The sequence below is a fragment of the Caulobacter sp. genome (assembly GCF_017744445.1).
In the GTDB taxonomy this organism is placed as follows: Bacteria; Pseudomonadota; Alphaproteobacteria; order Caulobacterales; family Caulobacteraceae; genus Caulobacter.
Genome location: NZ_JAGIBH010000017.1, coordinates 25,727 through 49,871, shown reverse-complemented (window position 1 = coordinate 49,871; position 24,145 = coordinate 25,727). Strand labels below are relative to the sequence as shown.

Here is a 24,145-nt window from a genome sequence, read left to right as displayed (position 1 = left end):
ACCCGTTAGGCTTTATGCGCCGTTAGGGCCTGCGACACGCCGTCCCAGTCGCCTTGGTCAGAGGCGTTCGGTCACGAAGGCGGAGAGCGTGGCGGCATAGAGCTTGTGCTCCTGCTCCAGCACGCGGGCGGCCAGGCTGTGGTCGTCGTCGCCCGGCAGGATCGGCACGCGGGCCTGGCCCAGGATCGGGCCCTCGTCGACGCCGGCCGTGACCAGGTGGACCGTGCAGCCGGCCTCGGCGTCACCGGCCGCGATGGCGCGGGCGTGGGTGTCCAGGCCCGGATAGGCGGGCAGCAGGGATGGGTGGATGTTCAGCATCCGGCCTTCCCAGGCGTCGACCAGGAACGGGGTCAGGATGCGCATGTAGCCGGCCAGGGCGATGACCTGGATGCCGCGCTCGCGCAGGGCCGCGTCGATAGCCCGCTCGTGGGCCTCGCGATCCTTGCCGAAGGGCTTCTGGTCGACGCACAGGGCCTCGATGCCTTCGGCAGCCGCCGTGGCCAGGCCGCCGGCGTCGGGCTTGTTGGCCAGGACCAGGGCGATCTCGAACGGGCAGTCGGCCGCCTTCGCCGCGCGAACCAGGGCCTCCATGTTGGAGCCCCGGCCCGAGATCAGGACGGCGACCTTTGTCTTTGCGCTCATCAAGCCTTGACCAGCTGGCCGCAGATGAAGGCGTCCTCGCCAGCGTTCAGCAGGGCGGCCAGGACTGGTTCGGCGTCGGCTTGCGCCACGATGACGATGAAGCCCACGCCGCAGTTGAACGTGCGGCGCATCTCATGTTCCGAGACGCCGCCGACCTGGGCCAGCCAGTCGAACACGGGCGGTTGGGCCCAGGCGTTCCAGTCGAACTCGGCGGCCAGGCCTTCGGCGATGGCGCGGGGCGGGTTCTCGATCAGGCCGCCGCCGGTGATGTGCGCGCCGCCCTTGATGCGACCCGACTGCAGCAGGGGCAGCAGCGACTTCACATAGATGCGGGTCGGGGCCATCAGGGCCTCGGCCAAGGTCTTGCCGTCTTCAAATGGGCAGGGGGCGTCCCAGGCCAGGCCCGAGCGCTCGACCACGCGGCGCACCAGCGAATAGCCGTTCGAGTGCGGGCCCGACGAGCCCAGGCCGATGATGATGTCGCCGGCGCGCTGCTTGTCCAGCTTGGGCAGGACGTCGTCGCGGTCCACGGCGCCGACCGAGAAGCCGGCCAGGTCGTATTCGCCGTCGCTGTACATGCCCGGCATTTCGGCGGTTTCGCCGCCCACCAGGGCCGCGCCGGCCAGCTTGCAGCCCTCGGCGATGCCGGCGACCACGCTCTTGGCGGTCTCGATATCCAGCTTGCCGGTGGCGAAGTAGTCCAGGAACATCAGCGGCTCGGCGCCCTGCGCCAGCAGGTCGTTGACGCACATCGCCACCAGGTCGATGCCGACCGTGGCGTGCATGCCCGCATCGATGGCGATGCGCAGCTTGGTGCCGACGCCATCGGTGGTGGTGACCAGCAGGGGGTCTTCGTAACCAGCCGCCTTCAGGTCGAACAGGGCGCCGAAACCGCCCAGGCTGGCTTCCGCGCCGGGGCGGCGGGTGGCCTTGGCCAGGGGCTTGATGGCGTCCACCAGGGCGTTGCCCGCGTCGATATCGACACCCGCCTGGGCGTAGGTAAGGCCGTTCGGCTGATCGCTCATGGTCGCTCTGGCGCTCGCTCTGGATCTATCGGAGGACGGTAAGATCCTCCGAACACGCGGAAAATTTGCTTTCCCGGTAGGCTGAGCGCGTCTTGACGCTTGCAGACTCGGGGGTGCGCGAGGCTATTAGCAGCCGATGAAGCCGATCACCACCACCGCCGAGCTGGCGGCGTTCTGTAATGCGCTCGCGGGCGAGCCTTTCGTCGCCGTCGACACCGAGTTCATGCGCGAGACGACCTACTGGCCCAAGTTGTGCCTGATCCAGGTCGCGTCGCCGACGCACGAAGCCGTCATCGACCCTCTGGCCGATGGCATCGACCTTGAGCCGCTGCTGGCCGTCATGCGTGACACCAGCATCCTCAAGGTGTTCCACGCCGCGCGTCAGGACGTCGAGATCTTCAACAATCTCAAGGCCATGCCGCGTCCGCTGTTCGATACCCAGGTCGCCGGCATGGCGGCGGGCTTCGGCGAGCAGATCGCCTATGACGCCCTGGTTCGCCAGATGCTGCGCATCGAGCTGGACAAGTCCAGCCGCTTCACCGACTGGGCCCGCCGGCCGCTGACCGACGCCCAGCTGAGCTACGCCCTGGCCGACGTCACGCACCTGGCGAAACTTTTCCCGATCCTGCGCGAGCGTCTCGAGACCTCGGGTCGCCTGGCCTGGGTCGAGGAGGAGATGACCGCGATCTCGGATCCGGCCGCCTATGACGTGGATCCGGAAAAGGCCTGGCGCCGCCTGCGTCCGCGCAAGACCGCACCGAAGTATCTGGCCGTGTTCAAGGCCGTCGCCGCCTGGCGCGAGCGCACCGCCCAGAACCGCGACCAGCCGCGCGGCCGCATCCTGAAGGACGAGGCCATCGACGAGCTGGCCACCCAGGCGCCGACCAGCCTGGACGCCCTCAACAACCTTCGCGGGGTGCCCAAGGGCTTCGGCGGCAGCAAGTTCGGTCCCGACCTGCTGGCGGCGATCAAGGCCGCCCTGGCCGATCCGGAAGGCTACGCCCCGGTCGTCGACAAGCCCGGCCCGCCGCCGCCCCAGAACGCCGGCGCCGTCGTCGAGCTGCTGAAGGTGCTGCTGAAGGCCCGCGCCGAAGAGGCAGGCGTCGCGTCCAAGCTGATCGCCACGGTCTCGGACCTGGAAAAGATCGCCGCCGACGACAACGCCACCACGCCGGCCCTGGCCGGCTGGCGCCGCGACGCCTTCGGGGCCGACGCCCTGAAGATCAAGCGCGGCGAGCTGGCCCTGGTGTTGGACGGCGCCAAGGTCCGCGTCGTCGAAGTGCGTCGCGCGCCCAAGGCTGACTAAATACGCCGCGCTCGAAAGCCCTATGACCTTAAGGGAAGTAGGGCTTTTCCTACCCGTATCGGGTCCTGTACAAGGCCACGCAAAGGATTGCTGGCGTACAAGGCGTCGCGCCCGGGGCCCCACGGAGACCGGACGCGCCGAGTAGGGGATTAGCGTTGAGTGCTTTCTGGGAGAATCTGGCGGTCGCCTACCGCCCCGCGGCGATTTCGCGCCGCAAGCAGGTTCCCCTCCGCCTCTTCGTCGTCCTGGTGCTGGCCGCTCTGGCGATCGCCAAGCCGGGCCTCGAGTTCGTCCTGCCCTGGTCGACCCTGTACGTCCTGGCCCAGGTCGCCGAAGTGGCGGCGCTCAACCATTTTCTGAAAAGCGTCGACCCGCGTCGGATCGTGGCGCTGAACCTCGCCGCCGACATCGCGTTGGCCCTGGTGTTCGGCTGGCTGGCCATTCCGGTCTGGGCCACGGGCACGCCCGTCGGCGCGGCCGGGGCCATCCTGCTGCTGTCCGGCTCGATCATCACCGCCCTGATGGGGGCGCAGGGCTGCGTGGCGGCCTTCGTCGCGGCCGTCACGCCGCATGTCAGCTACCTGGTCGTCACGCCGCTGGTCGCCGGCGCCGTGCACGATCCGATCTGGCCATTCTTCCTGGCCGGCGTCGGGCTCTTCTGCCTGACGCTGTCGATGGTCTTCCTGTGGTCGCAGCGCACCCTGGCCGCCGAGCGCGCCGCCCGCCGCGCCGCCGAGGCCCAGACCGCCGCCAAGTCGGCCTTCATCGCCATGGTCAGCCACGAGCTGCGCACGCCCATCAACGCCATCCTGAACGGCGCCGAAGCCCTGGAGCGCGACCAATCCGGCGCCTCGCTGATCGCCGACGCCGGCGCCATGATGCGCACCTTGCTGAACGACCTCTTGGACCTCTCGAAGATCGAGGCCGGGCGCATGGGGGTCGAGATCGTCGACCATGACCTGCGGGCCTTGGTCGGCGACACGGTCGGCTTCTGGCGCACCGCCGCTGAGGCCAAGCGCGTCTGTCTGGTCCTGAATGGCGTCGAAGACTTGCCGCAGTGGGTGCGGGGCGATCCCATGCGCGTGCGCCAGGTGCTCAACAACCTGCTCAGCAACGCCATCAAGTTCACCGCCGAGGGCGCGGTCACGGTCGGCGTCCGCGTCGACAACCAACCGCCGCGCATGGTTTCGATCGAGGTGCGCGACACCGGGCCGGGCCTGGGCGAGGACCAGATCGAGCGCCTGTTCAGCCCCTATGAGCAAGCGGGGGCCGACACCGCGCGATCGTTCGGCGGCACGGGACTGGGCCTGTCGATCAGCCGCGACCTGGCTCGGCTGATGGGCGGCGAGCTGTCGGCCGCCAATGCCGAGGACGGCGGCGCCCGCTTCACCCTGCGCTTGCCCGCGCCCCACGGCGCCGAGCCGCCCGCGCCGACGCCGGATGAGGCCCTGGAGACCCGCGGCGAGGCGCCGCTGATCCTGGTGGTCGACGATCACGACATCAACCGTCGCGCCTTGCGCCAGATGCTGGAAGCCTTCGGCGCGCGCGTCGAGACCGCCGAGGACGCCCTGACCGCCCTGGCCATGGCCGAGCGGCAGGTGTTCGACGCCATCCTGATGGACGTGCGCATGCCCGGCGTCGACGGCCTGGAGGCCACGCGCCGCCTGCGCGCCAGCCGCGCCAATCGCGCCACTCCGGTCATCGCCGTCACCGGCGCGGTCTCGCCAGAAGAGGTCGCCGCCTGCCGCGAGGCGGGCATGACCGGCTGGGTCGAGAAGCCGGTGAACGCCAAGGACCTCTACACGGCGCTTTTCGGCTGACCTCTACCTATTTTCGCCCCACATGGCGGGCGATCCTGCGTAGAAGTCTCCCAGGTGATTCAAGGTTCTATCGGTAGTGTCTGACGTCGGGGTCCTCAGCAAGAAGCGGCATGTTCAGTGGCTGATCGCCGGGGGCGTGCTGCTGGTCATCGTCGGGGCGGTGCTGCTGCCGCGCGCCCGCGACCACGCCGCCAAGACGGGCCCCGAAGCGACCGCGCAACTGGCCGCTCCGCTTCCCGTGGCGCCGGCCGACTGGCACGGGACCATCGACTACAAGGCCTTCGACGCCCGCATCAATTCCATGATGAGCGACCCCTCGATGGAGGGCCTGGGCGTCGCCGTGGTCGAGCAGGGGCGGCTGTCGTTCGTGAAGGGATATGGCGTCACCGCCAGCCAGCACGGCGAGCCGGTCACGCCCCAGACGGTGTTCCGCTGGGCGTCGCTGTCCAAGACCATCGCCGGCACGCTGTCGGCGCGGCTGGCGGCGGACGGGACCTTCTCGCTGCATGACCCCCTGGGCATCTTCGACACCAGCCTGCGCCTGCCCGGCGAGGCCCAGACCAGCCTGACGATCGAGCAGCTGCTGTCTCAGCGCACCGGCCTGGGCAAGAACGCCTATGACGGTCAGCTGGAGGACGGTCAGGACCCGGCCAAGATCCGCGGCAGCTTCGGGGCGCTGAAGCCGGTCTGCCCGCCGGGCACTTGCCACAGCTACCAGAACATCGCCTACGACACGATCAGCGAGGTCATCCGCGAGCGCACCGGCGCGCCCTATGCCGACACGGTGCGCCGCCGGATCTTCCAGCCTTTGGGCATGAGCGGGGCGACCATCGGCATGGCGGGCCTGACCTCGGCCGCCCACTGGGCCCGGCCGCATCGCCACGGCAATGAGCTGAAGCTGTCGGAGGCCTATTACCGCGTGCCCGCCGCCGCCGGGGTCAACTCAACCATCGTCGACCTGGCCGCCTGGATGCAGGCCCAGATGGGCCTGCGCCCCGACGTCCTGCCGCCCGCCGTGCTGGACGAGGTGCAGCGCGCCCGCGTCGCTACGGGCAGGCCCTATGGCCGCCTGAACATCGCGCGCGAACTGAAGTCGCCCGGCTACGGCCTGGGCATGCGCAGCTTCGACTACAAGGGCCACCACCTGATCGGCCATAGCGGCGGGGTATCGGGCTATCGCTCGACCATGATGTTCGACCCGGCGACCAAGACCGGCATCGTCATGCTGTGGAACAGCGACGCCAACCTGCCTTTCCGCTTCCAGGCCGAATTCTTCGACCGCGCCTTCCAGCTGCCGTTCACCGACTATCTGGACCTGGACAGCGGCGCGCCGGCGGTGACCAGCGCGGCCGAGGTGTCGGGGTAGGGGGCTTCACCCCCGACCGAACCTGAGCCACCTTGGCTGCCGATCGCGGCGCGCCGAGTCATGAGCGCGCCCGGCCAGGGGGACATCGATGCTGACACAGCTCTTCGGGGATCGCCGTCACGGCTGGGCCTTCTGGCTGGGGTGCCTGCTGGTCACCGCCGGCGTCGTCCTGCATCTGCCCATGTACTGGATGGGCCGGAACATGGGCTTCCGCCTGGTCGGCATGCCCATGGACGCCGAGATGCTGTGGGGCATGGCGGTGATCCTGGTCGGCATCGGCCTGGCCGCCTTCGGCCTGCTGCCGCGCGTCGACGACGACACCAGCATCGATGGCGAGATCGCTCCGCCGGAGGACGCGCCCCTGACCCGGTCGCACTGGTTGATGTGCGCGCTGCTGGCCCTGGCCCTGATCATCGACATCATGAAGCCGGCCAGCCTGGGCTTCGTCGTGCCGGGAATGAAGGTCGAGTACGGGGTGACCGGCGCCATCGCCTCGGCCCTGCCGTTCGCGGCGCTGTCGGGCACGGTCGTCGGCTCGTTCCTGTGGGGCTGGCTGGCCGACATCTATGGGCGGCGCGCCTCGATCCTGCTGTCGTCGGTGATGTTCGTCGGCACCTCGATCTGCGGGGCCATGCCGGACTTCTGGTGGAACGTCGGCATGTGTTTCCTGATGGGCGCGGCCGCCGGCGGCATGCTGCCCGTCGCCTATGCTCTGCTGGCCGAGATCATGCCGACCAAGCACCGAGGTTGGAGCCTGGTTCTGGTCGGCGGCATCGGCGCGGTCGGCGGATACTTTGCCGCCAGCGCCCTGTCGGCCTGGCTGCAGCCGGTCTGGAGCTGGCGGGTCATGTGGTTCCTGAACCTGCCCACCGGCTTGATCCTGATCGCTCTGAGCCCGCTCTTGCCCGAGTCCGCGCGGTTCCTGCTGCACACCGGCCGCAAGGCCGAGGCCCTGGCCATGCTCAGCCGCTTCGGCGCGGCCATCCGCACGGGCGCGTCGGCGGCCGAGCCCGATCACTCGCACCTGCCGCCGATCGATCACCGCTATCGCGGCGTCACGGCCGCCCTGACCCTGGCCGCCTTGGCCTGGGGCCTCGTAAATTTCGGGATTCTGCTGTGGTTGCCCAGCGCCCTGGTGGCTGAGGGCGTCAGCGTCGAAGCCGCCTCGAGCCTGATCGCCAAATCGACCCTGATCGCCGCTCCGACCGTGGCGGTGTCGGTTTGGCTCTACAGCGCCTGGAGCACGCGCGGAGCGTTGGCCCTGATGCTGGGCCTGACGGCTTTGGGCCTGTTCGGCCTGCTCCTGCGCAGCCTGGGCGTGGCCGCCCTGGCCAATCCGATCGCGCCGTTGGCCCTGCTGATCGTGGGCTCAAGCGGCGTCATCTCGATCATCCTGCCCTATACGGCCGAGAACTTCCCGCTGCGCATCCGAGGACGCGCTTCAGGCTGGATCGCCGGCTGCAGCAAGCTGGGCGGGTTGCTGGCTCAGGGGCTCAGCGTCGCGGCCTTGGCGCCGCCGCTGGGTGTCGCGGCGGCGATCGTGGGAGGCCTGACGGTGCTGTCGCTCGCGCTGGTCGTCACCCTGGGGCGCGAAACACGCGGGCGGGACCTGCGGGCGCTGGAATAGCGGCTGGCTAGTGGTGTGCGAACTGGCTCAGCGCGCCGCCGGCCGCCAGGCCCAGGGCGCAGAAGACGCCCAGGTGGAAGACCACGCCGATGGCGACGGTGCGGCGAACCGACCAGGTGTTTTCCTGGGCGAAGACGCGGCCCAGTTCCGATTGCAGGGTGCGGGCGCCGCTGGCGACGGCCGCGTCGTGATCGTTGGCGATCCGCAGGTCGGGGCGCTTGGCGGCTTCGGGAGTCTTGTCGGCCAAGGGGGCGATAGCGTCCAGATAGTCGAACTTACGCTGCAACATCACTGACCTCCTTTGTTGTTGAGGTCACGATGCGCGAGGTAAAGCTAACAAACCATGCTCGAAGAACCGCGTTTGCCTGCGACAACTTGTCATTTTCCCCGTATTGGGGAAGTTCAGGCTCGGTTAAGCATGATTTTGACGCCGTCTATACCTGAAACTATCCGGTAATAATCTTGGATTTCAGGTTAAGGTGTTGCGCGGCAGTATTGGCGCGCTTGCTGGTCTGTTCGCCCAGGAGCAGATCGGCAAAGCCGGGCTCGGCGGCTAGGGTCAGGTGGTTCTTGTCCAGGGTCAGGCGCGAGTGGACCAGGAGGCTGGGGCTGCGGCCCGAGAGGTCGCAGGCCAGGCGCATGGCGGCGCCTAGGGCGCGGGCGCGTTTCAGCTGGGCGGGATCCAGTAGGCGCTCCAGGGTCTGCAGCTCCGGTGGATGGAAGTTGGTCGCGTGGCGGGCGTGGGCGGCCACGGCCAGGAAGCAGCGCTCGGCGTGGGTCTGGCCGGCGATGGGCGCGCGCAGCACCTGCTCGAACACGAGGTCGGCGCGATGGTCGGGGTGCAGGCGGGCGCCGACATCCGACAGGCGGCAGGCGGCCGAGACCAGGATTCCGTCACGCTCGCCAAACAGCGGGGGCAGGGTGCGGAAGGCCGGGGTGATCCAGGCGTCCAGCGCCACGCCCAGGTCGTCGGCCACGCCCTGGCGGGCGCCCAGGGCCGTGCAGCCCTCGATCAGCGGATCCAGGCCGCGCACGCGCGGCGGCATGGCCTCGAACAGCAGGCCCTCGCGCACGCCGAAGGCCGATATCTCGATGCGCTTGAGCTGCAGCTGCTCGATCAGGGTCTCCAGCACCACGGCGGCGTAGGGCAGGGTCTCCGAGCGCTTCTTGCTCATGCCCTCGATGCGCTCGAGCGAGCTCTTGGACTGGTGGGCGACCAGGCGCGCGGCCTCCAGGGCCTCGTTGGCCGGGATCTCGTACTGGTGCACGACGTGCAGCGGATAGCCCGACAGTCGCATGTGCAGCAAAGCCAGGTTGCGCCAGGCGCCGCCCACGGCGTGGAAGGTGTCGGTCTTGAAGTCGTCGGCGACGGCGGCGATGCGCTCGCGGGCCAGGCGGCGGACGCGCTCGCCGTCGAAACCGGTGGGGGAACTGAGGCTGAACGGACCTAGCGGCAGGGTCACCCCCTGGCCGGCGCCGGTGGCGTTCAGGCGGATCAGCTCCAGGCTGGCGCCGCCCAGATCGCCGACCACGCCGGTGGCGTCGGGCGCGCCGGCCAGCACGCCAACGGCGGCGTAGTGGGCCTCTTCCTCGCCGCTCAGCACACGGACGGAAAAGCCGGTCTCGGCCTTCACGCGGGCGATGAAGTCGGGGCCGTCTTCGGCCTCGCGCGCGGCGGCCGTGGCGACGGCGAAGGTCTCGGCCGGATTGACCGCCTCCAGCACGGCGCGGAAGCGCTTGAGCGCCTGCAGGGTCTGGATGACGCCGTCGGGCGCCAGGCGGCCGGTCTTGGCCAGGTCGCGGCCCAGGCCCGCCAGGACCTTCTCGTTGAAGACGGTCCAGATGGCGCGGCCTTCCAGCCGGTACACCACCAGGCGGACCGAGTTGGAGCCGATATCGATCACGGCCGCGTCGCGCGGCGCCTGGAATGGCATGGGTCCGGTTTAGCCTATTCGCGGATCAGGGGAAGCCGGTCCGTTCGAAATTGCATGGGGAAGAACGCGCCGAAAGGCTTGTCGGAAAACGCTTCAAAATATTATCCGGGTTATATTGACTCTAATTTCATCCGGGTGAATAAGGCAGCCGCTTTCGAGAGGTTCCGCCGATGTCGCCTTCGCCCGCTGAGTTTCCTGCCGTCGCCAAGGCCCTGCGCGTCGCGTTCGGGACCGACGCTCTCGACGGTTGGACGCCTTTGTCCGGCGGACTGTCGGGCGCGGGCGTGTGGCGCGTCCGCGTGGGCGGCATCGGCTATCTGCTCAAGGTCGAGGCGCCTGAGCGCGACGAACTGCGCGATCCGCATCGGTCGTATGCCTGCATGAAGCTGGCCGCCGAGGCGTGCCTGGCGCCGCGCGTGCGGTATGCCGATCCGGACGACGGGGTGGCGATTCTGGATCACATCGAGGCGCGGGAGCACCTGGGCGTGCGGGCTGACCTCGTGGTCGAGCTGGCCCAGGCGGTGCGGGTGTTGCACGGCATCGAAGGCTTTCCGCCGCTGGTCGACTATCTGGACGGGCTCGACGCGCTGGTCGGGCAGGCGGAGAGCTCGGTCCCGAACGGAGCCTTCGCGCCCTGGCGGCGGCTCTACGCGGCCTGCAAGGCGCTGAGGCCGCAGCCGGTGTCCAGCCACAACGACCTCAACCCGCGCAACCTGATCCATGACGGCCGTCGGGTGTGGCTGATCGACTGGGAGGCGGCGTTCCGGGCGGATCGTTACGTGGACCTGGCGGCTATCGCCAATATCTACGCCGCCGATCCGGACGCCGAGGCCTTGCTGCTGCGCACCTATTTCAACCGCGAGGCCACCGACGTCGAGCGGGCGAGGCTGTGGCTGTTCCGGCAGGTCAGCCACATCTTCCACGCGGCGATCTTCCTGGCCGGGCAGGCGAGGGCGGAGAGGCTGGACGGGCCGGAGCTGGACGTTCTCCACCAGGGCCTGGCGCTGGGGGAGCCGTTGCTGGACACGCCCGAGGGCCGGCAAGCCTACGGCCTGGCGCGGCTGCGCACAGCGCGGGCCAATATCGGCTCACCGGCGTTCGAGGCGGCCGTAGCCGTCGCGGTCTAGGGATTGATCCGACAGGCCACCGTGCGCCAGCCGTCGCCATCGTTTCGGTGATAGCAGGTGCCGTAGCTGACCTGGCGGCCGTGGGCGCGCTCGCCGCCCTTGGTCAGGGCCCAGGGCGTGGGGCCGATCAGGATCATGTCCGTGGTGTCGGCCTTCTTGCCGCACAGGCCCCACCAGCGGATCCGGTAGCCGCCGGCGATCCCTGGCCCGTAGACCGCGCCTTCGGCCTGGGCCTTGCGCTCCACGCCCGGCGGGACGCCGAAGCGGTCGACGCCGGGGCGCGAGGGCAGGGCCTGGATGGCGCAGAGGTCCGCCCGCCGCTGGCCCGTCGGCCCGCAGGCCGTCAGCAGCGCCAGCGGCAGGAGCAGGCCTAGTCGCCTCACCGTTTCCGCTTGGGGCCCACGTGGTCGAAGGCCCGCGGCATGTCGGTGGTCTTGTGTCCGCGACCCGACAGGCTGGGATTGGTCATGAAGTAGTCGTGGGCCGAGAACGCGCCCTTGCTGTTCCAGGCCGGGTCGCGGGCGTAGTCGCCCTCGCTGTCCAGCTTCCAGCTCTGGGCCTCGTCATTGAGGTTGGCGACCATGATCTGGTCCAGCACCTGCTGGTGCACGGTCGGATTCTCGATCGGCACCAGGCTCTCGACGCGGCGGTCCAGGTTGCGCGGCATCCAGTCGGCCGAGCTGATGAAGAGGCGCGTCTGGGCGCTGGGCATCGGCCCGCCATTGGCGAAGGCCACGACGCGAGCGTGCTCCAGGAAGCGGCCGACGATCGACTTGACCCGGATGTTCTCCGACAGGCCCGCGATGCCCGGACGCAGGCAGCAGATGCCGCGCACCACCAGGTCGATCTGCACGCCGGCCTGGCTGGCCGCGTACAGGGCGTCGATGATCTGCGGGTCCACGACGGCGTTCATCTTGGCCCAGATGGCGGCCGGTTTGCCGGCACGCGCCGCGTCGGCCTCGCTCTCGATCATCCGCAGCAGGTCGGGCTTCAGCGTATGCGGCGAGAACGACAGCTTCTCCAGCCGTCCGGGCTGGGCGTAGCCGGTGATGAAGTTGAACAGCTTGCCGCCGTCGCGCCCCAGGGCGGGGTCGCAGGTGAAGAGGGAGAGGTCGGTATAAACCCGCGCCGTCTGCGGGTGATAGTTGCCGGTGCCGAAGTGGCAGTAGGTGCGCAGGGTCTGGTCGGCCTCGCGGCGCACCACCACCGACAGCTTGGCGTGGGTCTTCCAGTCGACGAAGCCGAACACCACGTGCACGCCGGCCCGCTCCAGGTCGCGCGCCCATTTGAGGTTATTCTCCTCGTCGAAGCGGGCTTTGATCTCGACCAGGGCGGTGACGTTCTTGCCGTTGTCGGCCGCCTCGATCAGGGCCGCCACGATCGGGCTGTCCTTGGAGGTGCGGTAGAGGGTCTGCTTGATCGCCAGCACGTTCGGGTCGCGCGCCGCCTGGCGCACGAACTGCACCACCACGTCGAAACTCTCGAACGGGTGGTGGACCAGGATGTCCTTCTCGCGGATCGCCGCGAAGCAGTCGCCGCCATGGTCGCGGATGCGCTCGGGGAAGCGGGCGTTGAAGGGCGGGAACTTCAGGTCCGGACGGTCCGGCGGGATCAGCTCCGACATCTGGGCCAGGCCCAGCTTGCCGTCGACCAAAACGACGTCTTCCGGCTCGGCGCGCAGGCCCTCGATGATGAACTCGCGCAGGTCCGGCGGCATGGTGGTCTGGATCTTGACCCGCACCACGCGGCCCAGGCGGCGCTTCTTCAGCCGCGCCTCGAACTCGCGCACCAGGTCTTCGGCCTCTTCCTCGATCTCCAGGTCGCTGTCGCGGATCAGGCGGAACAGGCCCCGGCCCTCGACCTCGTAGCCGGGGAACAGGTGGTCCAGGAACAGGATGATGAAGCTTTCCAGCGCCACGATCTTGCGCTGGCGCTTCTTGCCGCGCGTGACGACCGAGCTCAGCTCCCAGAACCGCCGCACCTGCGAGGGGATCGGGGCCAGGGCGTACAGATGCTTGTCGTCCGAGATCCGGCGCAGCTTCAAAGCGAGGCAGAAGCCCAGGTTCGGGATGAACGGGAACGGGTGGGCCGGGTCGATGGCCAGCGGCGTCATCACCGGGAAGATCTGGTTGAGGAAGATGTCCTCGGCCAGCTTGCGGTCCTCGCCCTCGATGTCCTTGGCGTCCAGCAGCTTCAGGCCCTCGTCCCACAGCTGGGTGCGGACCTGGCGCCAGATCTTCTGCTGCTCGGTCATCAGCTCGAAGGCCGAGGCGTTGATGTGGGTCAGCTGCTCGCCCGGCGTCAGGCCGTCCTGGCTGACCACCCGCACGCCCTCGCGCACCTGGCCCTTCAGGCCGGCCACGCGGACCATGTAGAATTCGTCGAGGTTGTTGGCGCTGATCGACAGGAACCGCAGGCGTTCCAGCAGCGGGTGGCGCGGATTGGCGCTCTCTTCCAGGACCCGCTGGTTGAAGGCCAGCCACGACAGCTCGCGATTGAAGAACCGCTCGGGCGAGGCCATCAGCTCGCCGTCGAGGACGAGGCTCGTCTGGCTTTCCGTCTGCGGAACATTTGCGGCTAGCGGCATGGTCACGGCGTCAGTCATGGGATCACTATAGGCGGAGTGTGTTCCGCCATGGTGAACGAGACAAGTGACGGGACGAAGACAACCCCCAATACCGTCTCCCCGGCGAAGGCCGGGGTCCAGATCGAACCCAGGGAGATTGGAATTTGGTCAAAGCGGTTGAGCGCGAACACTCAAACCGATCGGGGTGAATCTGGGCCCCGGCTTTCGCCGGGGAAACGGAGTAGGGGTGAGCCCTAAAGCTCCTCCTCCCCCTCGAAATCCCCCAGCACGTCCCGCGCCAGCGCCTTGTTCAACTCCCGCCGCCGCTCGGCCGCCTCTTCGTCCAGCAGGTCCGCCGCCGCGATCGCCTCGGCCGCCGAGCGGGGCAGGCGCGAAACCAGGTAGGGATAGAGGTCCGGATCGGGCTTCAAGAGCCGCTGCGCGAAGGCCCGCCGCAGCACCGCCTCCAGCACCACGTCGTCGGGCTCCTCGATCGCGGCCACGGAGAGGGCGTTCAGCCGCGAGCGCAGGTCCGCCACCGAGGTCTCCCAGGCCAGCGGCGCGACGCGGCCGGTCAGCAGCACGGTCCCGCCGTCGACCCCGGCCATGTTGAGGATGTGGAACAAAGCCTCGTCCGACAGCGCCTGGCCTTCGCCGCGCCGGTCGGCGTCATCGACCAGGATGGCCTTGCCGCGCAGCGCCGGCAGGTCGGGCGCGGCCGCCGCCGGGCCGGTGGCGTCGATGATCACCGCGTCGGCCCGCGCGGCCCAGGCTCGCGCCAGGTGCGTCTTGCCGCTCCCGGCCGGCCCGACCAGCGCCAGCCGCCCCTCGGACCAGTCCGGCCAAGCGTCCAGCCGCGCCACGGCGTCGCTATTGCCGGGCGAGACGGCGAAGTCTTCCCGAGCATAGGTCGGCGTGGCGGCCAGCGGTAGTCTGAACTGGTTGGACAAGCCTCGGGCGCCCGGCGTGGTGAACGTGTTGGTTGCCATATAGGGCGACCCGCCGGGTAGGGCGAGGTGGCGGGGCTGGGGATAGTGGGGATAGGGCGAGGGGAGGTGTGGATGGGTTATCTGAAAGCTTTTAGGCCTTGCTTTTGAAGTTTCTTGAGAAACAAAAGGATTTCTCTGTCTTCTTCGTCCCACCTGTCTCCTGGTATGAAATTAATTTTTGCACACTGCTCCACAATCAGATGCGATATTAATCCGGTGTATATAAAGGGAATTATAATAAACGTATATCCTACTATATTTATTCTTTTGTTTTTCCTCTTGTTTGCGCGCGACATCAAGTTTGCGAAACCATTCGCAAAAGTGGTCGATATTTTCAATATGGTGACGAACAATTGTACAGCGAGTTTTGCTCTCCAGCGCGAAGCATAGGTTTCCAACTTCATAATGCATGCGGCTCTGCAGAACTCTAGAGCAACAAACACTTTTGACAGTGGTCCGGGTACAAAGGAAAGGTGGGCTTCCCATTCTTCCGAAAGGCGATCGCGGAGGGGGGCGGAATATTGGCGAAGCGCAATACGGGTAAGTCGGTTGGCTAAATGGGGCAGCCATGCCTCAATTTCTGAGCGGAATACACCACCAATAGCTGTCACGAAGACTGCGATTATTATGGCTTTTAGCTCCATGCCAGCCTCCCTGCCACTTCATGCAGCTTCAGTGCGGCTTGGCGTGCTGCTCGAGCCCCTTCTGCGGTGACGGAGTAAAACCGTCTACGCGGACGCCCCAAAGTTGAGGGCTCTCCTTCTTCCCAGCAGCTGCTTAACCACCGAGCGCCTTCAAGGCGAAGCAGGATCGGATAGACCGTACCGGTGGCAAGCCCTGTCGACTTTACAATATCCGCGCCAGCGGAATTGGGGGCTTCGAGGAGCGCCTCCAAAACCCGCATTGTGGTGGGGGTAAGCTGTGGTTCTCGTATCATGCTCGACACTCTACATAGGGGCTATGTAGAGTGTCAATCTAAACTTTGCACGTGGCGTCCTTGATAGCGGCGAAACCGAAGGAGACCCTCAGCGGGGAGCCGGGCGAGCGGGTGATCCCAGCGGTTCCATGCCCTTAGAACCTCTAGACTGCCGTTCATTCCGCGAAAGCGAGGACACGAGCGGCCCGTTACGTCTTTGGCGCTCGACGAGTTAGCTGGACTCGGCTTGGGCCGGGCGGGCGAGGTGCGCCTTCTCCCGCAAGGGTAGAAGGGTTACTTCTGAGCCATGCCCCTCTCCCCCGACCTCCTTACCTGGCGCGAAGACCTCCTCCGCCCGCCCGGCCCACTGAATGGCATCGCCCGCGCCACGCAGCAGCGGATCAACAGGCTGATCCCGGAGAAGGTCCACGCCGCCATCACCGCCGGCATCGAGGGGATGACGCGGGCCTTGCTGGTCGGGTCGGACTTCACGACCGGGTCGCCGCTGATCGGGCTGACCCTGGACGAGCGGCGGGCCAGGGCGGCCAAGGCGATCGACGGGTGGAAGAAGGCGGCGGCGGCCGAGGGCGGGGTCACCGGGGCCGGGGGTTTCCTGCTGGCGGCGGCCGACTTCCCGCTGCTGATGAGCTTCAAGATCAAGCTCTTGTTCGAGATCGCCGCGATCTTCGGCCATGACGGGACGGAGCTGCCCGAGCGATTGTTCATCCTGCATGTCTTCGAGCTGGCGTTCTCGGACGCCCAGCACCGGGCCGGGGTGTTCGCGGCGCTGGAGGACTGGGAGGCGCGGGCGCATCCCCAGCATCTGGACGACTTCGACTGGCGGGCCTTCCAGCAGCAGTACCGCGACCACATCGACCTGGCGAAACTGGCCCAGTTCATCCCTGTGGTCGGCGCGCCGCTGGGAGCCATCGTCAACTGGCGGCTGGTGGAGCGGCTGGGGCATACGGCGGTGATGGCGTACCGGATGCGGGCCGAGCAGGGGGCGAACGCAGCGACGGGGACGGGTGTTTTACCTTCTCCCCTTGCGGGAGAAGGTGGCGCGTAGCGCCGGATGAGGGGTTGATAGGCCTGTCGGATTAGCGTTGCGGCGCAAGGGGTTAGGCTGGCGCGACCCCTCATCCGACCGCCTTTGGCGGTCACCTTCTCCCGCAAGGGGAGAAGGGTGACTGACGAGCGTTCACGCCTGTGCGTCCCCGGCCTCAAAATCTGCCGTATCCTCTTCCTACCTGACGGCTTGGAAGGGACGTCCGGCCGGCGATCGTGACGGCTGTCAGGGGTGGTCGAGCGGGTAGCGCTCGTCGGCGCGGGGAGACCCGCAACTGCATCCCTCCTACGGCGGTCGGCCCTGGAACACAGAAACGACGGGGGATGTCGGGTCGATGAGAGCGGCAGGCGTGGGCTGAAATCGCCCGCGTAGTCCGGGACCGGGGTTCGTCGCCTCGGCCCGCCCGTCGGGGGCCGACTGTCGGAAGCGGGTTAATACCCCGCGCGCCGCTGGCTCATCGGATAACGACCGCGCGGAGCGTCGGGCTTCGTCGAAACGGTATTCTATTCAAACACTCCGGACGCTGTCCGGCGCTCCGCGTCCCTTTCCATCCACTCGCAGCTACTCGGCGCGAGGACGCTTTCACTTGCCCCCACCTGACCTGCTCACGCAGGTCGTCCGCCCCCGGAGGGGGCGGAAGGTGATCCGCGAACCTTCTTCCCCCTCCGGGGGAGGAGCGCGAAGCGCGGAGGGGGCAAGTGGCGACAACTACAGATCCAGATCCGCCGCCGCGAACTCGGCGTTCTCCTGGATGAACCGGAACCGCAGCTCGGGCTTGCGCCCCATGAGCGTCTCGACCAGGCTTTCCACCGCTTCTTCCGAGCGCGGCAGGGTCACGCGGGCCAGGGTGCGTTTCTTGGGGTCCATGGTGGTCTCCTTCAGCTGGGAGGCCATCATCTCGCCCAGGCCCTTGAAGCGGCCGATCTCGGGCTTCTTGCCCTTGAACACCGTGGCCAGCAGCTCGTCCTTGTGGGCGTCGTCGCGGGCGTATTCGCTCTTGCCGCCGTGGGCGATGCGGTAGAGCGGCGGCAGGGCCAGATAGAGGTGCCCCTGGCGGATCACGTCCGGCATGGTGCGGTAGAAGAAGGTGATCAGCAGGCTGGCGATGTGGGCGCCGTCGACGTCGGCGTCGGTCATGATGATGATGCGGTCGTAACGGAGGTCTTCCTCGCGATACTTGTTTCCGCCCTGGGCCCCCAGGGCCAGCATCAGGTCCGACAGCTCCTTGTTGGCGGTGAACTTCTCGCCGCTGGCCGAGGCCACGTTCAGGATCTTGCCGCGCAGGGGCAGGATGGCCTGGTACTTGCGGTCCCGCGCCTGCTTGGCCGAGCCGCCGGCCGAGTCGCCTTCGACGATGAAGAGTTCGGCGCCGTCCACCGCGCCGCCGGCGCAGTCGGCCAGCTTGCCCGGGAGACGGAGCTTCCGGGTGGCGCTGGCGCGGGTGACTTCCTTGTCCTTGCGGCGCTTGAGGCGCTCCTCGGCCCGCTCGATGACGAACTCCAAGAGCGCCTGGGCGTTCTTCGGGCTGGAGGTCAGCCACAGGTCGAACGGGTCGCGCAGCGCCGCCTCGACGAAGCGCTGGGCCTCGGTCGTGGACAGCTTTTCCTTGGTCTGGCCCTGGAACTCGGGGTTCTTGATGAACACCGAGATCAGGGCACCGGCCTGGGCGACGACGTCGTCGGCGGTGATGATTGTCCCGCGCTTCTCGCCCTTGAGGTCGGCATACGCCTTCAGGCCCCGGGTCAGGGCGGCGCGGAAGCCGCTCTCATGGGTGCCGCCTTCGGGGGTGGGCACGGTGTTGCAGTACGACTGCATGAAGCCGTCGTGCTCGCCAAAGCCCTGGGGCGTCCAGCTGACGGCCCACTCGACGGCGCCGGCCTCGCCCTGGCGCTCGATGCGGCCCGAGAAGCTTTCGGGCGTGATCGTGGTCAGGCCCTTGGTCCGCTCGGCCAGGAAGTCGGCCAGGCCGTTGGGGAAGTGGAAGACGGCCTCGGGCGGGGTCTGGTCATGGATACGGGAGGGATCGCAAGACCATTTGATCTGCACGCCGCGGAACAGATAGGCCTTGGAGCGGGCCATCCGGTACAGGCGGGCGGGCTTGAAGTTCGTGCCTTCGCCGAAGATCTCGTCGTCGGGCTTGAAGCGCACCATGGTGCCCTTCTTCTTCGACGGCTGGACCTTCTCGATGGGGCCCAGCGGCTTGCCGCGCGAGAAGACCTGCAGGTGCTCGAAGCCGTCGCGCCAGACGGTGACCTCGACGCGCTCGGACAGGGCGTTTACGACGCTGGCGCCGACGCCGTGCAGGCCGCCGGAGGTCTCGTAGGCCTTGCCCGTGAACTTACCGCCGGCGTGCAGGACGGTCATGATGACCTCCAGCGCCGACTTGCCGGGGTACTTCGGGTGCGGGTCCACGGGCATGCCGCGGCCGTCGTCCTTGACCGACAGGAAGCCGTCGGCGTCGAGCTTGACCTCGATGGTCTTGGCGAAGCCGGCCACGGCTTCGTCCATCGAGTTGTCGAGCACTTCGGCGAACAGGTGGTGCAGGGCCCGCTCGTCGGTGCCGCCGATGTACATGCCGGGGCGCTTGCGGACGGGCTCGAGGCCTTCCAGCACCTCGATGTCGGCGGCCGAATACTCGCCGGGCGCGCTCGTCTTCGAGGGCGGCGGGGGCGGGGCGGCCTTGGATGGCGGCGGCGGCGGGATCGGGCGCGGCGGGGCCTCGACGTGAGGCTCGACGCTGGCCTGGAACGGCGCGGCGGGGACGGGCGCCAGGGCGTCGTCGTCACCAAACAGGGAAGGGGTCTTGTCGGAGGACATCGGGGGAGTCTTAAGCGATTCGAACGCGGGGGCCTCGTATGGGCTCGCGCGCTTCCCCTGAAAAGAGAAATCCGCCCCCAGCCTTTGCCGGGGGCGGATCGGGTCTTAGCGGTAGGCCGGCGGGTAACCGCTCTGGTCGGTCGCCGCGTAACGATCCCGCAGCTGGGTCTGGCGGCTGTCCTGTGGCTGCTCGACGCCGCCGACGAAGACGTTCAGCGGCCAGCTGGTCGTCTCCAGCGGGTCGCCGTTCCAGACCACGACGTCGGCGACCTTGCCCACGTCCAGCGAACCGATCTTGCCGTCCTGGCCCCAGATCCTGGCCGGGGTCAGGGTCACGGCGGCCAGGCCGGCCGCGTAGGGCAGGCCGTTGGCGACCGCGAGGCCGGCGTTCAGGCGCTCCTGGCGCAGGTTGTTGAAGTCGCGAGCGCCGTTGATGGCGACCGTGACACCCGCCGCGTTCAGGCGGGCGGCGTTGTCCAGGCGCGAGCCCAGGGCCTCGAAGCTGTCGGGCAGGTCGGCCTGCGGATCGACGATGACTGGCACGCCGGCCTTGGCGATCTCGGGGGCGACCATCCAGCCTTCCTCGACGCCTTCGAGGACGATGCGGATCTTCTCCTCGGCCGCCAGCTTCAGGGCCTGGCGGATGTCGGCGGCGCGGGAGACGCGGATCAGCAGCGGGGTCTTGCCCTGCACGACCGGGATCAAGGCTTGCAGATCCAGGCGCGAGAGGCCGAAGTCGCGGGTGGCGCCTTGCTCGAAGGCCGCGCGACGGCTGGCGAAGGCGCGGGCGTCCTCCAGGGCCGAGCGGATCAGGACGAGGTCCGCGCCGCGCGAGCCGCCGGCGGCCCGAGCGCCGCTCTCGCCCAGCGAGACGGTGACGGCCAGCTTGGAGGCCTCGACGATGTCTGAAGCGCCGGCCTTGAGGCGGATGAACGCCGCCTGGCCGCCGAACAGCGGGGGATCGCCGTCGCCGCTGGCCCCGGCGGTCATCTCCTCGACCACGCCGTCATCGGCATGCTCGTGGGCGCCGCCGCCGGTCCCGGACAGCACCGGCACCACGGCCGAGCTGGTGATCCCGCCGTCGCGGGCCAGGCCGATCATCGGCGAGACCGGGTTGACGCCATAGGCGATGTCGAAGGCGGCGCTGAGGTGGCTGCCGGTGCCGTCGTCGCGGGTCTCGCGGACGCCGCTGACTTCGGAGGCGCCCAGGTTCGACGACGGCGCGACCAGGCCGGGGGTGACGACCCCGCCTTTGGCGTCGATCACCTTGGCGCCGGCCGGGACGGCGACGCTGGCGCCGACGGCGGCGATCTTGCCGTCGCGGATGAGCAGGGTCCCGTTCGGGATCGCGGCGCTGGAGACCGGCTCGATGCGGGCATTGACGATGGCGACCGTCTCGGCCGCGGCGGGGAGGGCCAGGGCGCAGGCGGCGCTGGCGAGGAGGAGGGGCCGGATCATCAGTTGAACGCTCCCTGGCCGGGCTGGCCGAGCTCGAAATCGGACTTGGGCTGGAAGCGCTTGTCCTGACGGTCATAGATCAGCGCGCCGTCGATGAAGACCTTCTCGGCCTGGGCGTAGACGCTGAACGGGTCTCGGCTCCAGACCACCAGGTCGGCGGCCTTGCCGGGTTCGATCGAGCCGGTCTTGTCGCCGATGCCCATGGCCTTGGCCGGGTTGGCGGTGATCCACTTGATCGCCTCGGCGCGGGTGATGCCATAGCCCAGCTTGTTGCCGGCGGTCATGGCGATGGCGGCTTCCTGGTTCAGCCGCTGGGTCATGATCGGGTCGTCGGAGTGGATGACGACGCAGGCGCCGTTCTTCCACAGGATGGCGGCGTTGGCGTCGATGCCGTCCAGGCTTTCCATCTTGAAGCCGGTCCACGACGCCCAGGTCGCCGAGCAGATGCCTTCCTTCGCGAGGAGGGGGGCGATCTTGTAGCTCTCCACCGCGTGGTGGAACATCGTGATCTTGTAGCCGAACTCCTTGGCGATATCGATCATCACCGCTTCCTCGTCGGCGCGGTAGCAATGGTTCTGGACCAGGATCTCGCCCTTCAGGACGCCGGCCAGGGTCTCCATCTGCAGATCGCGCTTGGGCGCGTCGGCCTTCTCGCCCTTCTGCTGCTTGGCGCGGAAGTCATCCCACTTGCGGGCATAGTCGGCGGCGTCGATCCAGGCCTTGCGATAGCCGAAGACGTTGCCCATCGCGGTCGAGGGTGAACGACCCTTGCCGCCATAGACGCGCTTGGGGTTCTCGCCGCAGGCCATCTTCAGGCCGTACGGTGCGTCGGGGAACTTCATGCCCTGCATGGTCAGGGCCGGGACGTTCTTCAGCGTCACGGAGCGGCCGCCGAACAGGTTGGCCGAGCCAGGGAGGATCTGCAGCGTGGTGATCCCGCCGGCGCGGGCCCGGTTGAAGCCGGGGTCCTGCGGCCAGACCGAGTGTTCGGCCCAGACCTGGGCGGTGTTGGGATCGGTAGCCTCGTTGCCGTCCGAGCGGGCCTGAACGCCGGGCGAGGGATAGACGCCCAGGTGGCTGTGGGCGTCGATGATGCCGGGGGTGATCCACTTGCCCTTGGCGTCGACCACGGCGATGTCGGCCGGGATCGGGGTCTCGGGACCGCCGACGGACGAGATCTTGCCGCCCGAGACGAAGACGACGCCGTTCTCGATCTGCTGGCCGGTCGCGGTCAGGATCGTCGCGCCGACAAAGGCCGTGGCGCGCGAGGGCAGCGGGGCGTAGGTCGACGGGAAGCCCGTCGAGGCCTGGCCGTCCAGGCCCTTGGGCAGCGGTTTGGCCTCGGCCTTTTCAGGCGCCTTGGCGGCGGGCTTGGCGGGCGCTGTCGTCCCGGTCGTCGCGCAGGCCGAGAGGCCAAGCGCCAAGAGGCTCGTGGCCATCGCCACGCTACGCCATCTGATCATGAAAAACCCCGACTCTCGAAGAGGCGGGAAGGACAGACGAAAAGAACCGCGCTATCAAGTCGAACAGCGTCCGACGGACGCATTTACGGCAAATTTGTTGCGCGGCACGCTTTAAGCGGCGCGCCTATCGGAGGTCGTCCATGCGCCGTCTGCTCGCCTGTCTCGCCATGATTGTGCTGACTGCCTGCACCGCGCCGGCCTCGGGCGGCGGCACGCCGCCGGCGCAGTCGCCGCGTACGCCGGTCGCCGAGGGCGGCATGTGCGGCGGCTTCGCCGGCTTCCAGTGCCAGGCGGGCCTGACCTGCCAGATGGAGGTCAATGCCTGCAAGACCATCGCCGATGCGGCGGGGACGTGCCGCAAGAAGCCGCAGGTCTGCCCGATGATCTACAAGCCGGTCTGCGGCTGCGACGGCAAGACCTACGGCAATGCCTGTCAGGCCGCCGTGGCCGGCGTCAGCGTCGCGTCCGAAGGCGAGTGCAAGGCCTAGGGATGCGGCTGAGCTCGGGCCGATAGGACCAGCTCTCGACTTCGACGGCTTCAGCCAGCGCGGCGGCCTTGCCCAGCGGGTTGGAGCGGCCGGCCAGGTCGGCCCAGGTAAGGCGTCCTCCTTCCCGCGATCGACGTCGTAGGCGAACAGAAAGGCGGCTTGGGCGATCAGGAGCAAAGGGGTCATGGGTCAGACCTGGCGGCGAACGCTAGTCGGCGATATTTCGAACAAAGAGCGCCATTCTTTCGGACCCTGAAATCATGCGGCACGCGGACCTGCGCCGGGCGGCGGTGTTCCACGCGGTGGCAGCGGCGGGCGGCATCGCCGCGGCCAGCCCGCGCCTGGGCAAGTCGCCGCCAGCCATCCACCACGACCTCAAGCGTTTCGAGGCCGAGATCGGCCGGCCGCTTTTCGAGCGGGCGGGCAGGGCGCTGCGGCTGACGGCGGCGGGGCAGGCGTTGTTCGAGAGCGTCGGCCGGGCTCTGGACGAGGTCGAGCGCACGCGCATGCGGCTGGCCCAGGAGGATCCGGCGCTCAAGCCGCTGCGGATCGCCACGGTCTCGGCGTTCGGCCGCTATCGCCTGGCTCCGCGCCTGATGGCCAGCCTGCCGGCCGATCGCCCGCTGGAACTGACCTTCGGCGCGCATGAGACGGTGCTGGCGGCGGTGTCCAGCGGCGCGGCCGACCTGGCCGTCACCTATCGCCCGGTGACCGCCGCGCCGGTGCAGTCCAAGCCACTGGCGCAGGAGGAGATCGTCCTGGCCGTGGCCCGCGATGCGAACGCCCCGGCGAATCTGGAGGCCATGGCGACCACGACCTTCGCCACCTATGACGAGTACGAGTTCGTCTTCGGTCACTGGTTCGAGACGGTGTTCGGCCACCAGCCCGATGCCTTGCGCCGCCTGGACCACACCGGCGAGATCGAGGAGGCGATGGAGAGCTGCGCCGCTGGACGCGGGACGATCATCGCGCCGCTGGACCTGGTCGAGGCTCCGGCCTGGCGGCAGCGCGTGCGGGTCGTGCGACCGGCCGGCTTGCCCATCTGCGTCAACACCCTGCATCTTCTGGGTCTGGGCGCGGCCCTGGCTTCGGCGGATGCTGCCACGATCCGGTCCGCCCTGGCGGTAGGAGACGGCCCATGACCCAGATCATCCGACGCGACGTGCTGGCGGGCGGCCTCGCCGTCGCCGCGCTATCGACCACCACGAAGGCCCAGGAGAAGACGCCCATGTACGGATTGATCGGCCAGATGCTGGCTGCGCCTGGCAAGCGTGACGACCTGCTGGCCATCCTGGGCGAGAGCGTCGGGGACATGCCCGGCTGCCTCAGCTACGTGATCGCCAAGGACCCGACCAACGCCGACGCGATCTGGATCACCGAGGTCTGGACCGACAAGGACGCCCACGGCGCGTCGCTGAAGCTGCCGGCCGTGCAGGCCGCCATCGCCAAGGCCCGGCCGATTATCGCCGGCTTCCCGCAGCACTTCGAGACCATTCCAGTGAAACTCTAGGGCCGGTGAAGCTCTAGGCGCAAAA

General features: G+C 68.3%; 21 protein-coding genes. 9 read left to right on the top strand and 12 right to left on the bottom strand.

From position 1 onward, the window contains the following. Positions 1 to 57: 57 nt before the first annotated feature. Both purN and purM read right to left on the bottom strand, forming a co-directional pair. A complete protein-coding gene (gene purN / locus J7528_RS20905; RefSeq protein WP_291878484.1) occupies positions 58 to 642 on the bottom strand; it encodes a phosphoribosylglycinamide formyltransferase in 585 nt (194 codons plus the stop codon). Continuing rightward, positions 642 to 1,667, bottom strand: coding sequence for a phosphoribosylformylglycinamidine cyclo-ligase (gene purM / locus J7528_RS20900; RefSeq protein ID WP_291878479.1), 1,026 nt, complete (start codon positions 1,665 to 1,667; stop codon positions 642 to 644). The genes purN and purM overlap by 1 nt, the downstream gene beginning before the upstream one ends. A 136-nt stretch (positions 1,668 to 1,803) precedes the next feature. Here purM and rnd point away from each other — a divergent pair, with 136 nt between their 5' ends. The 4 genes from rnd to J7528_RS20880 all read left to right on the top strand — a co-directional run bounded on the left by rnd (position 1,804) and on the right by J7528_RS20880 (position 7,786). Next, positions 1,804 to 2,973: a ribonuclease D gene (rnd, locus tag J7528_RS20895; RefSeq protein WP_291878476.1), complete on the top strand. Its 1,170-nt coding sequence runs from the start codon at positions 1,804 to 1,806 to the stop codon at positions 2,971 to 2,973. 155 nt (positions 2,974 to 3,128) lie between these two features. Then, complete coding sequence (locus J7528_RS20890) at positions 3,129 to 4,793, top strand: ATP-binding protein (protein ID WP_291878474.1); 1,665 nt, start codon at positions 3,129 to 3,131, stop codon at positions 4,791 to 4,793. Between the two features lie 76 nt (positions 4,794 to 4,869). Further along, entirely contained in the window at positions 4,870 to 6,159 is a 1,290-nt protein-coding gene (locus J7528_RS20885) for a serine hydrolase domain-containing protein (RefSeq protein WP_291878471.1), read from the top strand. Between the two features lie 88 nt (positions 6,160 to 6,247). After that, positions 6,248 to 7,786, top strand: a complete 1,539-nt coding sequence (locus J7528_RS20880) for an MFS transporter (RefSeq protein WP_291878469.1) — start codon at positions 6,248 to 6,250, stop codon at positions 7,784 to 7,786. Between the two features lie 7 nt (positions 7,787 to 7,793). On the opposite strand, the gene J7528_RS20875 is transcribed toward J7528_RS20880, so the two are convergent. Further along, positions 7,794 to 8,078: a hypothetical protein gene (locus J7528_RS20875; RefSeq protein ID WP_291878466.1), complete on the bottom strand. Its 285-nt coding sequence runs from the start codon at positions 8,076 to 8,078 to the stop codon at positions 7,794 to 7,796. A gap of 154 nt (positions 8,079 to 8,232) precedes the next feature. Then, positions 8,233 to 9,720, bottom strand: a complete 1,488-nt coding sequence (locus J7528_RS20870) for a Ppx/GppA phosphatase family protein (RefSeq protein WP_291878465.1) — start codon at positions 9,718 to 9,720, stop codon at positions 8,233 to 8,235. Between the two features lie 170 nt (positions 9,721 to 9,890). Between J7528_RS20870 and J7528_RS20865 the strand changes: the two genes are divergently transcribed. Continuing rightward, complete coding sequence (locus J7528_RS20865; protein ID WP_291878463.1) at positions 9,891 to 10,847, top strand: phosphotransferase; 957 nt, start codon at positions 9,891 to 9,893, stop codon at positions 10,845 to 10,847. On the opposite strand, the gene J7528_RS20860 is transcribed toward J7528_RS20865, so the two are convergent. The 5 genes from J7528_RS20860 to J7528_RS25610 all read right to left on the bottom strand — a co-directional run bounded on the left by J7528_RS20860 (position 10,844) and on the right by J7528_RS25610 (position 15,306). Beyond that, on the bottom strand, positions 10,844 to 11,230 hold the full coding sequence (locus J7528_RS20860; protein ID WP_291878461.1) for a hypothetical protein: 387 nt from the start codon (positions 11,228 to 11,230) through the stop codon (positions 10,844 to 10,846). The genes J7528_RS20865 and J7528_RS20860 overlap by 4 nt on opposite strands. After that, positions 11,227 to 13,452 (bottom strand): RNA degradosome polyphosphate kinase, encoded by a 2,226-nt coding sequence (locus J7528_RS20855; RefSeq protein WP_291878458.1) that lies wholly within the window; start codon positions 13,450 to 13,452, stop codon positions 11,227 to 11,229. The genes J7528_RS20860 and J7528_RS20855 overlap by 4 nt, the downstream gene beginning before the upstream one ends. A 215-nt stretch (positions 13,453 to 13,667) precedes the next feature. Continuing rightward, positions 13,668 to 14,363, bottom strand: coding sequence for a chromosomal replication initiator DnaA (locus J7528_RS20850; RefSeq protein WP_291878579.1), 696 nt, complete (start codon positions 14,361 to 14,363; stop codon positions 13,668 to 13,670). Between the two features lie 116 nt (positions 14,364 to 14,479). After that, entirely contained in the window at positions 14,480 to 15,046 is a 567-nt protein-coding gene (locus J7528_RS20845; protein ID WP_291878456.1) for a hypothetical protein, read from the bottom strand. Continuing rightward, positions 15,037 to 15,306, bottom strand: a complete 270-nt coding sequence (locus J7528_RS25610; protein ID WP_363270321.1) for a PadR family transcriptional regulator — start codon at positions 15,304 to 15,306, stop codon at positions 15,037 to 15,039. The genes J7528_RS20845 and J7528_RS25610 overlap by 10 nt, the downstream gene beginning before the upstream one ends. Before the next feature lie 319 nt (positions 15,307 to 15,625). Here J7528_RS25610 and J7528_RS20840 point away from each other — a divergent pair, with 319 nt between their 5' ends. After that, on the top strand, positions 15,626 to 16,384 hold the full coding sequence (locus J7528_RS20840; RefSeq protein WP_291878454.1) for an EcsC family protein: 759 nt from the start codon (positions 15,626 to 15,628) through the stop codon (positions 16,382 to 16,384). Between the two features lie 708 nt (positions 16,385 to 17,092). On the opposite strand, the gene parE is transcribed toward J7528_RS20840, so the two are convergent. The 3 genes from parE to J7528_RS20825 form a co-directional block, all read right to left on the bottom strand. Beyond that, a complete protein-coding gene (parE, locus tag J7528_RS20835; protein WP_291878452.1) occupies positions 17,093 to 19,201 on the bottom strand; it encodes a DNA topoisomerase IV subunit B in 2,109 nt (702 codons plus the stop codon). A 105-nt stretch (positions 19,202 to 19,306) separates the two neighbouring features. Beyond that, positions 19,307 to 20,659 (bottom strand): amidohydrolase family protein, encoded by a 1,353-nt coding sequence (locus J7528_RS20830; RefSeq protein WP_291878449.1) that lies wholly within the window; start codon positions 20,657 to 20,659, stop codon positions 19,307 to 19,309. Continuing rightward, positions 20,659 to 22,122, bottom strand: coding sequence for an amidohydrolase (locus tag J7528_RS20825; RefSeq protein ID WP_291878446.1), 1,464 nt, complete (start codon positions 22,120 to 22,122; stop codon positions 20,659 to 20,661). The genes J7528_RS20830 and J7528_RS20825 overlap by 1 nt, the downstream gene beginning before the upstream one ends. Positions 22,123 to 22,262: 140 nt before the next feature. Here J7528_RS20825 and J7528_RS20820 point away from each other — a divergent pair, with 140 nt between their 5' ends. The 3 genes from J7528_RS20820 to J7528_RS20810 all read left to right on the top strand — a co-directional run bounded on the left by J7528_RS20820 (position 22,263) and on the right by J7528_RS20810 (position 24,120). Further along, on the top strand, positions 22,263 to 22,610 hold the full coding sequence (locus tag J7528_RS20820) for a Kazal-type serine protease inhibitor family protein (protein WP_291878444.1): 348 nt from the start codon (positions 22,263 to 22,265) through the stop codon (positions 22,608 to 22,610). 260 nt (positions 22,611 to 22,870) lie between these two features. Then, positions 22,871 to 23,752: a LysR family transcriptional regulator gene (locus J7528_RS20815; RefSeq protein WP_291878441.1), complete on the top strand. Its 882-nt coding sequence runs from the start codon at positions 22,871 to 22,873 to the stop codon at positions 23,750 to 23,752. Beyond that, positions 23,749 to 24,120, top strand: a complete 372-nt coding sequence (locus tag J7528_RS20810) for a putative quinol monooxygenase (protein ID WP_291878438.1) — start codon at positions 23,749 to 23,751, stop codon at positions 24,118 to 24,120. Before J7528_RS20815 ends, J7528_RS20810 begins: the two co-directional genes overlap by 4 nt. The last annotated feature ends 25 nt before the right edge of the window (positions 24,121 to 24,145 follow it).

Coding starts and splice junctions, on each gene's coding strand:
- J7528_RS20815 (WP_291878441.1), top strand. CDS start 22,871: ATGCGGCACGCGGACCTGCGCCGGGCGGCGGTGTTCCACGCGGTGGCA.
- J7528_RS20825 (WP_291878446.1), bottom strand. CDS start 22,122: ATGATCAGATGGCGTAGCGTGGCGATGGCCACGAGCCTCTTGGCGCTT.
- J7528_RS20855 (WP_291878458.1), bottom strand. CDS start 13,452: ATGACTGACGCCGTGACCATGCCGCTAGCCGCAAATGTTCCGCAGACG.
- J7528_RS20865 (WP_291878463.1), top strand. CDS start 9,891: ATGTCGCCTTCGCCCGCTGAGTTTCCTGCCGTCGCCAAGGCCCTGCGC.
- parE (WP_291878452.1), bottom strand. CDS start 19,201: ATGTCCTCCGACAAGACCCCTTCCCTGTTTGGTGACGACGACGCCCTG.
- J7528_RS25610 (WP_363270321.1), bottom strand. CDS start 15,306: ATGCGGGTTTTGGAGGCGCTCCTCGAAGCCCCCAATTCCGCTGGCGCG.
- J7528_RS20880 (WP_291878469.1), top strand. CDS start 6,248: ATGCTGACACAGCTCTTCGGGGATCGCCGTCACGGCTGGGCCTTCTGG.
- purN (WP_291878484.1), bottom strand. CDS start 642: ATGAGCGCAAAGACAAAGGTCGCCGTCCTGATCTCGGGCCGGGGCTCC.
- J7528_RS20845 (WP_291878456.1), bottom strand. CDS start 15,046: ATGGAGCTAAAAGCCATAATAATCGCAGTCTTCGTGACAGCTATTGGT.
- J7528_RS20820 (WP_291878444.1), top strand. CDS start 22,263: ATGCGCCGTCTGCTCGCCTGTCTCGCCATGATTGTGCTGACTGCCTGC.
- rnd (WP_291878476.1), top strand. CDS start 1,804: ATGAAGCCGATCACCACCACCGCCGAGCTGGCGGCGTTCTGTAATGCG.
- J7528_RS20830 (WP_291878449.1), bottom strand. CDS start 20,659: ATGATCCGGCCCCTCCTCCTCGCCAGCGCCGCCTGCGCCCTGGCCCTC.
- J7528_RS20870 (WP_291878465.1), bottom strand. CDS start 9,720: ATGCCATTCCAGGCGCCGCGCGACGCGGCCGTGATCGATATCGGCTCC.
- purM (WP_291878479.1), bottom strand. CDS start 1,667: ATGAGCGATCAGCCGAACGGCCTTACCTACGCCCAGGCGGGTGTCGAT.
- J7528_RS20840 (WP_291878454.1), top strand. CDS start 15,626: ATGCCCCTCTCCCCCGACCTCCTTACCTGGCGCGAAGACCTCCTCCGC.
- J7528_RS20810 (WP_291878438.1), top strand. CDS start 23,749: ATGACCCAGATCATCCGACGCGACGTGCTGGCGGGCGGCCTCGCCGTC.